The 13,888-nt window shown below is 44.3% G+C and carries 11 protein-coding genes and 1 tRNA gene; 4 read left to right on the plus strand and 8 right to left on the minus strand.

Annotation, left to right across the window (positions count from 1 at the left end; translation table 11 throughout):
- Positions 1–76 precede the first annotated feature (76 nt).
- Positions 77–973, plus strand: a complete 897-nt coding sequence (locus ACSYSK_RS06025) for a peptidylprolyl isomerase (RefSeq protein WP_491714252.1) — start codon at positions 77–79, stop codon at positions 971–973.
- A 93-nt stretch (positions 974–1,066) separates the two neighbouring features.
- Here ACSYSK_RS06025 and ACSYSK_RS06030 read toward each other — a convergent pair whose 3' ends face one another.
- The 5 genes from ACSYSK_RS06030 to map all read right to left on the minus strand — a co-directional run bounded on the left by ACSYSK_RS06030 (position 1,067) and on the right by map (position 6,536).
- Positions 1,067–2,014 (minus strand): 3'-5' exoribonuclease YhaM family protein, encoded by a 948-nt coding sequence (locus ACSYSK_RS06030; protein WP_491714253.1) that lies wholly within the window; start codon positions 2,012–2,014, stop codon positions 1,067–1,069.
- Positions 2,015–2,108: 94 nt separating this feature from the next.
- Positions 2,109–2,447, minus strand: a complete 339-nt coding sequence (locus ACSYSK_RS06035) for a YlbF family regulator (RefSeq protein WP_491714254.1) — start codon at positions 2,445–2,447, stop codon at positions 2,109–2,111.
- Between the two features lie 66 nt (positions 2,448–2,513).
- On the minus strand, positions 2,514–4,616 hold the full coding sequence (locus tag ACSYSK_RS06040; protein WP_491714255.1) for a PBP1A family penicillin-binding protein: 2,103 nt from the start codon (positions 4,614–4,616) through the stop codon (positions 2,514–2,516).
- Between the two features lie 124 nt (positions 4,617–4,740).
- Positions 4,741–5,613 carry a UTP--glucose-1-phosphate uridylyltransferase GalU gene (gene galU, locus ACSYSK_RS06045; RefSeq protein WP_491714256.1) on the minus strand — a complete coding sequence of 291 codons (873 nt, stop codon included), beginning with the start codon at positions 5,611–5,613 and terminating at the stop codon, positions 4,741–4,743.
- 113 nt (positions 5,614–5,726) lie between these two features.
- Positions 5,727–6,536, minus strand: a complete 810-nt coding sequence (gene map, locus ACSYSK_RS06050; protein ID WP_491714257.1) for a type I methionyl aminopeptidase — start codon at positions 6,534–6,536, stop codon at positions 5,727–5,729.
- Between the two features lie 120 nt (positions 6,537–6,656).
- Between map and ACSYSK_RS06055 the strand changes: the two genes are divergently transcribed.
- From ACSYSK_RS06055 to ACSYSK_RS06065, 3 genes are all read left to right on the plus strand, one after another.
- Entirely contained in the window at positions 6,657–7,124 is a 468-nt protein-coding gene (locus ACSYSK_RS06055; RefSeq protein ID WP_491714258.1) for a flavodoxin, read from the plus strand.
- Positions 7,111–7,524, plus strand: a complete 414-nt coding sequence (locus ACSYSK_RS06060) for a GtrA family protein (protein WP_491714259.1) — start codon at positions 7,111–7,113, stop codon at positions 7,522–7,524. The genes ACSYSK_RS06055 and ACSYSK_RS06060 overlap by 14 nt, the downstream gene beginning before the upstream one ends.
- 168 nt (positions 7,525–7,692) lie before the next feature.
- A complete protein-coding gene (locus tag ACSYSK_RS06065; RefSeq protein WP_491714260.1) occupies positions 7,693–10,569 on the plus strand; it encodes a YfhO family protein in 2,877 nt (958 codons plus the stop codon).
- Positions 10,570–10,944: 375 nt separating this feature from the next.
- Here the strand turns inward: ACSYSK_RS06065 and ACSYSK_RS06070 are convergent, their stop codons facing one another.
- The 3 genes from ACSYSK_RS06070 to ACSYSK_RS06080 all read right to left on the minus strand — a co-directional run bounded on the left by ACSYSK_RS06070 (position 10,945) and on the right by ACSYSK_RS06080 (position 13,874).
- The gene (locus tag ACSYSK_RS06070; RefSeq protein ID WP_491714261.1) at positions 10,945–12,156 is read right to left on the minus strand and encodes an IS110 family RNA-guided transposase; all 1,212 of its coding nucleotides are present in this window, start codon (positions 12,154–12,156) and stop codon (positions 10,945–10,947) included.
- Between the two features lie 343 nt (positions 12,157–12,499).
- A tRNA-Arg gene (locus tag ACSYSK_RS06075) sits at positions 12,500–12,573 on the minus strand.
- 65 nt (positions 12,574–12,638) lie between these two features.
- Positions 12,639–13,874, minus strand: coding sequence for a DEAD/DEAH box helicase (locus tag ACSYSK_RS06080; RefSeq protein WP_491714262.1), 1,236 nt, complete (start codon positions 13,872–13,874; stop codon positions 12,639–12,641).
- Between the last annotated feature and the right edge of the window lie 14 nt (positions 13,875–13,888).

The following is a 13,888-nucleotide window of genomic DNA, read 5'->3' on the forward strand; positions in this document are numbered from 1 at the left end:
TACTCACCAAAACCAAATTATGGTATAGTGTTAACAATGACTAATAAATTATGATGAAATGGATGTGCATAGGGAAATGAAAAAAAAGTTACTAGTCACCATGGCAGCAGTCTTAATGACCTTTAGTTTAGCTGCCTGCTCCAAAACAGTCGCAACTACTTCGGGCGGCAAAGTCACTGAAAGTGAATACTACGATAGCATGAAGAAGACTTCATCTGGTAAACAGATCTTGCAACAGATGATCTTAAACAAAGTACTAGAAGGTAAGTACGGCGATCAGGTCTCTGATAAGAAAGTTACCGCCCAATATGATGCTTCTAAGCACCAATTTGGTTCTTCATTTGACCAAGTCTTACAACAAAGCGGCTTTACTAAGGCTTCTTACAAGAAACAGATTCGTTCGACGTTACTTCTCCAAGCCGCTGTTAAAGACAACACTAAGATCACCAACAAAGACCTCAAAAAGCAGTGGAATAACTACGAACCTAAAATTACCGTGGCTCACATTTTGTTGAAGGGTAACGATAAGGGTAAACAACAAGCTCAAGAAGTCATCGACAGTTTGAATAAAGATGGCAGTTATAAGAACTTCCAGAAGTTGGCTAAGCAGTATTCGACCGACTCTCAAACTAAAGACAACGGCGGCCAATTACCTGCCTTTGACAACACCGACACCAGCTTGACTAGCTCTTTTAAAAAACCAGCCTTCAAGTTAAAACAAGGCCAGTTTACCAAACAACCTGTTAAAACTAGTTACGGTTACCACGTGATCTACTCGGTCAAAAACCCGGGTAAAGGTCAAATGAAAGACCATACCGCTACTTTGAAAAAACAGATCATCTCAAGCAAGATGCAAGACCAAAGCTACATGCAAAAAGTGGTCAGCAAGGTCTTGAAAAACGGCAAGGTCAACATCAAGGATAACGACTTAAAAGATATTTTAGCAGACTACATCGGTAGTTCTAAAAAATAAGCTTAACTGACAAAAATGGACCGGGACAAAAATCGCTTTTGTCCCGGTCCATTTTTGGTTTCCGTAAGTAATAGACTGACTGCAACACCCCTTTTATTGCGGCCGGTAAAAATTACGCCGGTCCATCCCCATTACCCGCTCAGAAAATTCTCCCGGAGCAGTGTGGTCAAGTGCTTTACTCATCATTTGTAGCGACGCATCTAAATCATCTAAATGGTGTAAGATCTCGGCTTCGATCAAATGCGGCCGCACGGGAGAACCGTATTCTAATAACCCGTGGTGCGAAACGATCATGTGACGCAATAACACCGCATCTTCTCCTAACGGATCGATTCCCAACGCCTCGCAGGCCTGAACGATCTGTTCGTCGATCAGTACAATATGTCCCAACAAATTGCCCGTAGTAGTATACGTCGTCGCGACCGGCCCGGACAATTCGATCACCTTTCCCATATCATGTAGTAACGCCCCCGCATAAAGTAACGGCGCGTTTAACTGCAAGTCTGCATATTGCTCGACAACGGCCTTAGCTAACCGCAAGATCGATAAGGAGTGGTAAGCTAGTCCGCCCTGATAAGCGTGGTGATTAGTTTTAGCTGCGGGATAGGCGAAAAACTGGTCGTGAAATTGATGCAACAAGTGCCGGACGATCCGGTTCCATGTGGGGTTGGTGATCTCAAAAACAAAGTTATTGACTTCCTGTTCAATTTGGTCGGCTTTTTCTGGGGCATTTTGCACGTACAACTGCGGATCAGCGGGTTCACCGGTCCGCGCCAAGCGTAACTGATAAATCTTGATCTGCGGTTTTTGTTGGTAGAGTTCCCGCTTGCCGCTGACCAAAACTACCCTCCCGGTCGTATACATTTCAGTGTCTTCAGGTGTCGCATCCCAGTATTTAGCACTGATCTGGCCAGAACGATCTGCAAAAGTAAACGCGATGAACTGCTTACCGTTTTTGGCTAACCGCACGGACGCATCTTTGATCAAAACAAACAGTTTGAGATTTTCGTTGACCTGATAGTCGAAGATTTTCTTTGTCACTAAACTTCCTCCCTCGCAAACGTCTTATACCGCTCAAATAAAAAGGAGCGCGGGACAATTAATTGCCACGTGCCCCTAATTAACCTTGTTTTTCTTAGAGATCGTAAATTTCACTGACCGGTTTAAAAATGGTCCGGTTGATTTCTTCGTACAGTTGATTCAAAACCTGTTCTTTTTGCATCAGTGCCGCTAATTTAGGAAAGTTCTGCGCCTGATCAGCCAGGTTTTTGATCCGTTGCATGTCATCTGCCGATAGGTCACCTTTTTCCTGTTTTTCCTGCAGTTCTTTTTGCACCGCTTGCACCTGTTGAAAACATTCGTATGCTGCCTTATCCTGTTGCAATTCCGTCATCGCCTGTTTTAGCTCCAGGTATTCTTTAGTTTGACGCAGTTCTTGTTCTAACTGATTAGCCGTGTCGTACACATTGACCATTTAATCAACCACCTATCTTATTATACTTACTTCTTTTAGTTTAGCATTTCTCCGCGATAAATTCTATCAGTGCAAGATACTTTGCAGGTATTGTTTACCATAGTTAGCGTACTCGCTGGCCTTTTGCTTCCAACCTGCCGCTTTTTGCGAAATTTTAGCGCCCCACTTGTTCTTTTCTTGTTCGACTGTGTTCCAGTTAAAACTACTACCCTGCTGCATCTTACCCGCTAAACTATTAGCGTACCTAGTAGAAGCGGCTTGGACTCCCAGCGGAGTTTGCTTAGTATACGGCAACAAATCTTCCATTTCGTTTTTAAATAGCGCGGACCCCGCGTTAGTACCAACATTGGCTAACGAATACTTCGAGGAATCAAATCCCATCCAAGTCGCTACTACAATGTCCGGTGTGTAGCCGATATACCATTTATCATTATCATCGCCCTTAGCTTCGTTACGACTTTCCGTCGACCCTGTCTTACCGGCGATCCGGTAGTTATCCGGTTTAGCGGAGACCCCGGTTCCATTTTGGTAAACGTCGATCATCATACTGGTCATCTGTTTAGCAACGCTGGCCGACATGACCCTGTCGGACCTAACATTCGTGTTGTCAACGATCACTTTGCCTTGTGAGTCTACGATCTTAGTGATCAGATGTGGCGTTTTGCGCACCCCATCGTTGGCAAACGCCGTGTACGCACTCGCCATTTGATAAGGAGAAACTCCCTTTTTCAGTCCCCCTAAAGCCAAGCTAAGATTTTCGTCATCTTTGGTCAACGGGATCCCGAATTTCTGCACGGAACGATAGCCCTTAGCCACGCCCAGTTTATTGAGTAGCCAAACTGCCGACGTATTTTTACTCAAAGCCAACGCCTGATACATCCGCAACTGTCCACTGTATTGTTCGTCCCAGTTATGTGGCGTGTAGTTATTAGTGCCATAGGATTGCAGTCGATCATCAACTTTAGCATCGTAGTGATAACCACTTTGAATTGCCGGTGTGTAAACGGCTAGCGGTTTGATCGTTGAACCCGGAGAACGCACCAGTCCCGTTCCCCGGTTATACCCCCGAAAAACATGACTACCGGCACGACCACCAACGATCCCTGCGACCCCACCGGTTTGCGGGTTGATCGCCACCGAACCCGCTTGGGCCTTCGTACCGTCGCTAGCGGCAGCCGGAAATAGATGGTTATCCGCAAAGGTATCCTGCATTTTTTGCTGGTAATTTTGGTTGAGTTGGGTATAGATCTTATAGCCCCGATTCATGATCTCGGATTCCGTTAAGCCGTACTTTTTAATCGCTTCGTCGATCACCGCGTCAAAGTAATACGGATAGCGGTACCCAGACTTATAGTTATACGAGTCGGTCAAATGTAGTGTTTCTTTTTGCGCTTGTTTTACCTGACCAGCGGATAATTTATGATTTTCCCCCATCGTTTCTAATACTACATTGCGTCGAGCCACGGATGCTTGTGGGTGACTCAACGGGTCATACGTTCCCGGGTTAGATAGCATACCCGTTAAAGTCGCTGCTTGCGCGACGGTCAACTGACTAGCGTGCACCCCGAAATACTTGAGCGAAGCGTCCTCAACTCCCCAGACACCATTGCCAAAATACGCGTTATTTAAATACATCGTGAGGATCTGCGTTTTGCTGTATTCATTTTCGACTTGCATCGCGATAAAAATTTCCTTAGCCTTACGCGAAAAAGTCTGTTCCTGTGACAAAAAGGCATTTTTAACCAACTGCTGGGTCAGCGTGCTGCCACCACCGCTGATATAATTGCGCCCGGTAATTTTATTTTTGACCAGTAAAAAAGCCGCCCGACCCAGACCCTTGACCGAAAAACCGTATTCGTGATAGAAATTGCGGTCCTCACTGGATAAAACTGCCGCCGTCATGTTAGCCGAAATTTTGCTATACGAGACCCACGTTCCTTTTTGCGAGTATAAATACCCCGCCTTGTGTCCGTTTTGATCGTAAATTTCCGTCGACTGGCGCAAATTAGATTCCAATCCAGCCACGTTAGTCGTTTTAGCTACGTATACTAAATAGATACTGGCACCTAAAAAAAGTAGCAAGATCAAGATCAGCAAAAATTTACCGATCTGATAACGATGCCATTGGTGTTTAGTCCAGCCATAAACCTGTTGTCCTATTTTTTTCATTCACTTTACCCTTAAATCAGTTTTTAACTTATTTTAGCATAACTCCATTTTCGCATGCCACGAAGATGCAATTAGGACCTGAGACAAATCGTACTTTGTCCCAGGCCCCATTAACAGTTAATTGTTATTTTAAAGTTTTACTTAATTTTTTAATATAGGCTTTGAGCTCATCTTTGACCTCCGGGTGGCGCAACCCGAATTCGATCGAAGTCTTCAAGTAGCCAAATTTGTAGCCTACGTCGTAACGCTCGCCCTTAAATTCATGGGCAAAAACGCGCTGAATCTTATTCAACCGATCGATTGCATCGGTCAGTTGGACCTCGTTACCCGCTCCCGGTTTTTGCGTTTCTAGCATTTCAAAAATTTCGGGAGTCAGCAAATAACGACCAATGATCGCGAGGTCGGAAGGCGCCTTGTCGACTGGCGGCTTTTCCACAAATTTTTTCACGTCGTACAAACCAGGTCTGGTTTGGGAGGCAGGATCGATCACACCGTACTTATTGACCTCTTCGTGTGGCACCTTCATCACTGCCAAAGTCGAGGCGTGCGTTTGCTCATAACGTTGCATCAGTTGTTTAGTCAGCGGCACCTTATCTTGCATGATATCGTCGCCCAACATAACAACAAACGGTTCGTTACCCACAAAATCCTTGGCCATTAACACCGCATCGCCTAAACCACGCGGGTGCGACTGACGGATAAAATACAGGTTGATGTCGGTTGTTTGTTCCACTAACCGTAATAAGTCCGTCTTGCCTTTTTCCTTTAGATTTTGCTCCAGTTCAGGAACAGAATCAAAATGATCTTCGATTGGGCGTTTCCCCTTACCAGTTACCACCAAAATATCTTCAATGCCCGCTTCTTTAGCTTCTTCTACGATATATTGGATCGTCGGCTTGTCGATGATCGGTAACATTTCCTTAGCCAAGGCCTTAGTAGCCGGCAAAAAACGCGTGCCTAATCCCGCAGCGGGGATCACGGCTTTTCTCACTTTCATCAGTGTCCAATACCCCTTTTATCTTGATTTAAAACTCTAAAAATCAGTATTTTTGCATAAATACTTAAACAGATTATAGCAGTCCGAAGCAAACAAGTAAATGCTAGCTTAAATTACAGCTGGAAGTGTTCCCAATCCGTGATCAAATATTTTTTATCAAATTCAGGATCTTCCGAAGTCAAGATCTTGGGTCCGTTATTAGTGATCACCAGCGTGTGTTCGTACTGACATGATAAACTACCGTCTGCGGTCCGAGCCGTCCAGCCATTAGGATCATCCATCACGGCTTTCCAATCGCCAACATTGATCATCGGTTCGATCGTGATCGTCATTCCTGGTTTTAAGCGCAGGCCCTTACCAGCTTCGCCGTAATGAGGGACGTTGGGTTTTTCGTGCATCGTCGGTCCAATGCCGTGACCGATAAACTCGCGCACATCGCCGTAGCCATTTTCGTCTTCGGTAAAATGCTGGATCGCAGCGCCGATGTCACCGATCCGGTTACCTACTTGTGCCTGTTCAATGCCCAAGTACAGTGCTTTTTTAGTAACGTCCATCAAGCGATCGACTTCGGGCGTTGATTTGCCGATCACGTAAGACCAACAGGAATCACTCATCGCGCCGTCTAAATTAACGACCGTATCGACTTTGACCAAGTCACCGTCGCGTAAAATTAAGCCCTTGCGCGGAAAACCGTGGCAGATCTCGTCGTTGATGCTGACACAAGTCGCGTACTTGTAGCCTTCGAAACCGATCTGTTCGGGGATCGCGCCGTGAGATTCAATATAGTGACGCCCGACTTTTTCGATTTCCCAACTAGAAATTCCTGGGCGTAAAATTTTCTTGATCGCCTGGTGCATCCCGACTAACACCGCACCCGACTTCGCCATTTCTTGGATCTCGCGTTTTGATTTTAACGTAATCATTAATATACCTCCAATTTTATCATTACTATTATAGCCCAAAATTTATGCCGCAACTATAAGTTTTTCTGCCAACATCTGTTATAATACCTAAGAATGCTAAATTGAAAGAGAGATGTTACTATGCCAAGTGCAAAAATTATTTTTGCAACGATCACAGGCAACAACGAAGACATTGCGGATATTATCGCAGACGAACTAGAAGAACAGGGATTTGAGGCCGAGGAGATCGAAATTTCTCAAGCCGAGATCAGCGACCTTAAAAACGCCGACCTCTGTGTTTTGTGTCCTTACACTTACGACGAGGGCGCATTACCCGACGAGGGCTTAGATTTTTACGACGACTTAAAACAAGCCGACCTCAGCGGTAAAATTTACGGCGTCGCTGGCTCCGGGGACGTTTTTTACGAAGAATATTTCTGTACCGCCGTCACGGAATTTAGCCAGGCCTTACAACAGGCCCACGCCGTTCAAGGAGCCCCCGACGTCAAGATCAACTTGTCACCCGACGACGACCAAGACATCATCCAACTAGAAAACTTCGCTAAGCAACTCGCTAGCGCCTATCATCAACAACATGATGCAAGTTAAAGCTCTCTGGCACAAGTATAAAAGTGTGATCGCCTACCTGTTTTTTGGAGGCTTAACGACTCTGACTAACCTAGTCGTTTTTTACTTGTGTGATACTATTTGGGGCTGGTATTATCAGTTGGCCAACGCAATGGCGTGGTTACTATCAGTCTTACTCGCCTTTTTCACCAATAAGGTCTGGGTATTTGGTTCCAAGTACACCACTGTCGCCAATTTTTTGGCTGAAATGGCGCGCTTCTTTTTTTACCGCATCTTATCGTTAGGCGTTGATGCGCTGATCATGTACTTGGGAATTTCGCTGTTAGGGTTGAACAGCAATCTGACCAAGTTAGCCGATCAAGTCGTGATCGTCTTGTTAAATTACTTTTTTAGTAAGTTTTTCATCTTTAAGCACGATTGATGGGTGCTTGGATAAACTGTGACTACTAAACGCTAGCTTTCGTAACTTGATCTTAATCGGCTAACCTCGCTGCTTGTTTTACAAAAAATTATTAATTAACCTGCTAATCTTACCTTTCATGTTCTTTTTTACGGTACAATATGAAAAGAGAAATTAGGAGGTTTTTTTGTGCAATTTTCACTTCAACGACGGCGCATCCCTCATCTTTACCGCGCCTACAGTTTATTATTCGTAATCGTAGCACTGCTGATGTTTGGTACTTACCTAATCACCGGTCACGCTTTGATCTGGCGTTTAGACGGTGCCAACCAACATTTACCATTATTAGAAAATTTTCGCCACGGTTTTTCTCAACTCTTGGCCGGCAAAATGCACAGCCTGCCACAGTGGTCACAGCAAATGGGCTTGGGGACTGACACTTTTCAAGTCTATTCTTACTATATCTTAGGCGACGTTTTCGCTTACCTGACCCTACTATTTCCCGCTAGTCAGACCGTTGTGGTCTATCAGTGGTTGATCGTTTTACGCTTGTATTGTGCCGGGCTGTCCTTTGTCTTTTTTGCTTCCCACTTTAAGCTCAGCAAAAATGCGATCAATGCAGGCGCTTTAGTCTACCTTTTTAACGCTTTTTTACTGTATTCGACACAGGCTCAACCGTTTTTTACCACCCCGTTTATCATCTTTCCACTACTGGTCTTAGGTGTGGAAAGAATCCTACAAGGCGGCTCAATGTGGCCCTTGACCTGGACTTTTGTCTGGATGTTATGCAGTAACTATTACTTCGCCTTTATTTTAGGTTTAGGAGCACTGCTTTACCTCATATTACGCGTTGCTTTTACCTACGCTAAAACACTAAATTACCTTCAAGCCGGGGCTAAGTTGCTCTTCGCTACGGTCACCAGCATATTACTTTCAGCCGTAATGTTAGTTCCTGAAATCAACGCCGTTCTACATTCGACGCGCACGACTAGCAGCTTTGCCAACGGGTTAAAAATTTATCCGTTGTATTACTACCTTGCCTTGCCCGGACAACTGATCAATGGTGGCAACCGGGACTTTTATTTCTGGTCGGCACTCGGATTTGCCAGTTTGGCCTTCTTTTCTTTGATCTATATTTTGGGACATTACCGTCATTACCCGCTACTTTCTACCAGTTTTGTTTTGAGTTTTATCATGTTACTCTTTCCCTTTTTCGGTGCTATTTTTAACGGCGGACTGGCTCCTTCTAACCGTTGGACGTTGTTATTGTGTCTGCCCGTCGCCTTAGCCTCTTGCGTTTTAATTCAAAATGCAAGCCGCCTTTCACCTAAGATCATGCACGGCTTTTATTATATTTTAGCCGGCTACGTCGTGGTGATCGGCCTGACCTACTACTTCGAAAACGACGAAAAACTATTCGTACCCTTCGTTTTTTTGTTACTCAGTTTAGGAGCACTGGTCTTGGTTCATTACCGCGTTTTTCACCACCCGCAGCGCTTTTTGTTACTACTAGTCTTGATTAACGTCACACTTAACGCAATCTATTACGGCGCACCGTATAACGGCGGTTATTCCGACGAAATGTTGCCCCGTAATGCCTACCAAACACTCAAAAAACAGGAATACGCTGGGTTAGATCACGGCTTATCAGCTACCAAAGGTTACCGCGTTTCCAGCACCAGCAATAACTTTGATTTAGGGGCCGGTTATCATTTATACAACAATTTAGCCCCCGACGTGGCAGCCGTTACTTCCTATTACTCGTTGCAAAATAAGGAGCTCGGCAACTTCGCTAACGACCAGATGCAAAATATTCAGTACGAAGCAAATATCCCGCTGGCTCAGTTAGACGACCGCACCATTTTAAACAATTTCTTGGGCGTCAAGTATCTCTTTAATTGGCTCGGTCAGGACAATGCGGCTAAAATCCCTGGTGGTTATTATTTGGATCGAACTACTCAGCTGGTAACTGACCCTAACAACAATGCCGCTCAATCCCAACAGGTCCGCCGTTTTCGTACCCAAGATAATTTCCCGTTAGTTTACTGGCAAGACCGCGTGTTTACCCCCCACCAAACGAATGGCTACACGGCTAGCCAAAAAGAACGAGCACTAGCCAGCGGGGTAGCTGTCAGTCAGCGGGACGCCACCGGACTCAAGCAGGCAACGGTCAGCGACCAGGTCATTAACATTCCCTACCGCTTGATCTCGAGTCGGGGAAACGAAGTCGATCCGCAAAATTTAACTAAAGACGATGCCAACGAAAGTTACCAATTGATTTTGCAACAACCGCTAGGAACGCCTAAACAGCCTTACTATCCCAATTCGGAATTACACTTGGAGCTACAAGACATTAACTATGAACCCTATTCGCTCAAACGCCAGTTGCAAAGCGAATTACTAGCCCAACAAACAGCTGGGACTTCCGGTTTACTCAGTCAAAATCACCAGTACAATTACTACAAGTACTTGCGTTATCACGTCTTGCAGGGCTCGCCGGACACTAGCTTTAAGTTAAATTTCGTCTCAACTTACGGCACGGAAACTGTCATGCAACCCAAGCAAAGTGTGCTGTCATTTTACAAGACGGTCAAAAACGAAACGGTCAACGTTGGCTATTTCACGGACTCACTGCCAACAAGTTTGACGCTGACTCCGTCCAAGCTGGGACATTATCACTTTAAATTAAAAGTCGTGGCGCTGCCTTTAATCGCCAATTACGAGCACCAGGTCAAAGAAATTCAGCACCACCGCTTACGTCAACTGAAAATTACGGCTAACCGGATCAGCGGTAACCTGACGACCACTAAAAAGGGGATCTTGACTTCCAGTATTCCTTATTCCAGTGGCTGGCACGCGACTGTCGACGGCCATAAAACACCCGTGATCAAAACCAACTATGCTTTTAGCGGGATCAAATTACCAGCGGGCAAACACCGCGTCGTTTTCACTTACGCAACTCCCGGATTAAAATTAGGCGCTGCCATTAGCGGTAGCGGAATTTTACTGCTATTACTCGGGGCGGGGCTGACGCTGACCAAGAAACGCCGCACTAATTTTGAATAGTAAACAAAAAGGGAGTTGGGATAAAAAGCGTTTAGCAGTCGAGCACTAGCCTAGTTTCAAAGTAAAACCTGAACTTTGGTTTTATTTTGAAACGTAGCTAGGCGCAAACTGCTGCTTTTTGGAGCACGATCAGTCTGTTATTTACGGAAAACAAAAAAGGGGACTGGGACAAAACAAAGTTTTCTACGATTAGTCAAGTACAAACTGCTACTTTATTGGGATTTTCCTACCAATATTTTTAAAATTAACCAGTAAATTTACTGAATTCAATCCGTAATTTGTCTTAATTACCTTTTTGAGAGTACAACAAATAGACACCTAATTTTATTAATTTTTTTAAAGGTGTTATGATATAGAATATAATTAAAAAGTATCCTATGGGCGCTTTGACGTCGAATAATAGACATACTTTTGATTTTTAACTACTAGGTGATATATCGTCCTAATCAGACGATGTATTGATGCAATAGCGATCTTCTTGGTCATGTGTGGCCGACCAGATCGCTTTTTTCTTTGGTAATAATCGGCAATATGATTTTGACTACCATTTTTGGTGCTGGTGGCGATCATGTTCATAATTACTTGGTAAAAAACTTTACGTGCGTACGGATTACCCCGTTTACTGATTGATTCAGCCGCTAGATATTTTCCAGATTCATAATGGCGGAGATCAATTCCAATAAAAGCGTTAATTTGATTAGGTGAACTAAAACGTCTGATATCACCTAATTCGGCTATTATTAAATTAGCGGTACTTTCTCCAATCCCTGGAATAGATAGTAAGATCTCGTATTCCGGTAATGCAGCTGCCATTTGACTCATTTGTTTAATGATTTTCCGTTTTTGTTGATTTAATTGCTTTAATTGTTGTGCCCAATAACTGACCTGTTGGATCGTACTAGATCCTTGCGGTACCGCCGGGTAACTTTGGCGCGCAAGCTGTACCAATTTTGTAGTAACTTTTGTGACTTGAATTCGTGATGTTGTCTTAGTCAGTGAATTTTCAACGCCGCTAGTTACTTCCGCAAGCGAACATTTAGTAACTGCATAACTACTAGGAAAGCGGCTAACTAAATTCCAATATAGCGGACCATTGGTGGTACTAAGTAACCCTTCGATTTCTGGGAAAGTCAATTGTAATATCCGGTGTAGGCGGTTTTTGGCACGCACTAAATCGTTATTGATTTCTTGATAGAAACGACTGAGATCCTTGAGTTCTGTGTAAACCGGAAGCTGTTGGTAGTCAGCTATTCGCTTTAATATAAATTGCGACTTAGCTAAGTTAAGCGCATCTAGTTGATCAGTTTTACGATGGCGTAAACTGTCTAACTGTTTTTTAGCCGCTAATGGATTTAACCTAGTGTAAGAATAACCGTAATCCTGAAAAAAAGACTGTAAGCGACGTGAGTAGATCCCAGTGGCCTCAAAAATAATTTCTGGTTGATGACATGAACGAAGATCTTCCAATAATTTCATTAAACCACAGCGATCATTACTGATTTGATATTGTTGAACTATTTGTCCAGCGACACCAATAGCTACATTAGATGTTCGACTACTAACATCAATTCCAAAGACGACTTGCATTTTAATCACCTTTCTTGAAGTTTGCTTCCATCTTCCTGATCAATCTACTTTTCACTACACGACATCAAGTGTCCCACATTCTTCGAACAGATTTTTAATCAGCAAGGATGAAGTTGCCTGTTTTGTCCACGACGTTATGCGCCTATCTGTTTTACGACTTGTCAACTTCACCACCACTTTAACACCAAGAAAAAGTGGTAGAGAAAAAACTCCGTCGAGTTAATTCTCTACCACTAATCTTAGAATGTTTTGTCCCAGTCCCAATTTTGAATAGTAAACAAAAAGAGTTGAGCCCCTATTGGGGATCTCAACTCTTTTTACTTGCCGTAAATATCTTTTCACATGCGCTTGATCGGAATTGAACCGATGACCTACCGCTTAGGAGGCGGTCGCTCTATCCTGCTGAGCTACAAGCGCAAAAACCACTTAACTAGTATAGTGATAAGCACCAATAAAAGTCAAGTTTATTTTGCCGTACTCAATTAACTTCTGTGTTGCTTAGCCCGCGGCTTGCCCTTATCTTTTTGCCTGCGCTGCCGTTTTTTACGGTGCTGCGGCCGAGGCGTTTGTGCCACCTCTTTTTTCTTAGTTGTTTTTTCTTTTTTAGCTACCGGTTCCGGCAACGTAGTTACTATTTCATGACGGTAAATAAATCCCGGTGTCAATTCGTAATTTTGGGGACGCAGCATTGCCTTTAACCGGCGTAAATCGTGCTCATTTCCCAAATTGAGCACCTCACCAGCCACGCCCATCCGCCCCGTTCTGCCGGCACGGTGAATGTAAGCGGCCAATTCTTGCGGCAAATCAAAATTAACGACGGCCGGTAACGCCGGAATATCTAAGCCCCGCGCCGCTACATCGGTAGTCAGCAATAGAGAAAGCTGACCTTTTTTAAAAGCAGTCAACGCGTTTTTGCGCTGTTTAGAATTTTGCTTAGCACTCAAACTAGCACATTTAACTCCTAAAAAAGTCAACTTTTCGACACAATCTTGCAGTTGAGTAGCCGAATTAAAAAAGACCAGGCCGCGAAATTCGGGTAAATTAGCTAATTTACGCAACATTTCCACTCGTTTACGCACCGGGGTCATCAGCAAATAATGCACGACGTGTCCTTGAGTAGTGTCTTCTTGACGTACGTCACAAACAACAGCGCTCACCTGTTGACCCATCGCCGTCAATGCAGCAGAACTCGTCGCCGAAAAAAAGGAAAGCTGCACTTGTTTGGGGGCGGCTTTTAAAATCTGTTCACAAGCCGCCCGTGAATTAGGATCAGCTAATAAATTATCGGCTTCATCCCATACACACGCGCGTAAAGTATGCACCTTTAACTTACGCGCAGTGATTACTTCTAACAAGCGCCCCGGAGTTCCTACGACGATCTCAGGGTGTTTTTTTAACTTCTCATACTGGCGTTTAACGTTTGCCCCACCCAAAATAGCCGTCGTTTTTAACTGCAGTAACGCTGCAAAGCGTCCGATCACGTTGTTGACTTGGATCGCTAGTTCCTGTGAGGGAACCAACACTAACAGCTGCACCCCCGCTTTAGCAGTTAACCGTTCTAATAAGGGGATGGTATAGGCTAATGTCTTGCCCGAACCCGTCGGTGCGAGTCCTACCACATTTTGGGCTGCCACCAACGGTTGGTACACTGCTTGTTGGATCGGCGTTGGTGCACTAAATTTTTCTTTTTCGAATTCCGCACTAAATTTTGGATTCATCTTTACTCTCATTT

This window comes from Ligilactobacillus sp. ESL1201, from assembly GCF_058503265.1.

Bases quoted from the DNA above. Each gene is read 5' to 3' on its own strand.
- ACSYSK_RS06025 (WP_491714252.1), top strand. From the start codon at position 77: ATGAAAAAAAAGTTACTAGTCACCATGGCAGCAGTCTTAATGACCTTT.
- ACSYSK_RS06035 (WP_491714254.1), bottom strand. From the start codon at position 2,447: ATGGTCAATGTGTACGACACGGCTAATCAGTTAGAACAAGAACTGCGT.
- ACSYSK_RS06040 (WP_491714255.1), bottom strand. From the start codon at position 4,616: ATGAAAAAAATAGGACAACAGGTTTATGGCTGGACTAAACACCAATGG.
- galU (WP_491714256.1), bottom strand. From the start codon at position 5,613: ATGAAAGTGAGAAAAGCCGTGATCCCCGCTGCGGGATTAGGCACGCGT.
- map (WP_491714257.1), bottom strand. From the start codon at position 6,536: ATGATTACGTTAAAATCAAAACGCGAGATCCAAGAAATGGCGAAGTCG.
- ACSYSK_RS06055 (WP_491714258.1), top strand. From the start codon at position 6,657: ATGCCAAGTGCAAAAATTATTTTTGCAACGATCACAGGCAACAACGAA.
- ACSYSK_RS06060 (WP_491714259.1), top strand. From the start codon at position 7,111: ATGATGCAAGTTAAAGCTCTCTGGCACAAGTATAAAAGTGTGATCGCC.
- ACSYSK_RS06070 (WP_491714261.1), bottom strand. From the start codon at position 12,156: ATGCAAGTCGTCTTTGGAATTGATGTTAGTAGTCGAACATCTAATGTA.
- ACSYSK_RS06080 (WP_491714262.1), bottom strand. From the start codon at position 13,874: ATGAATCCAAAATTTAGTGCGGAATTCGAAAAAGAAAAATTTAGTGCA.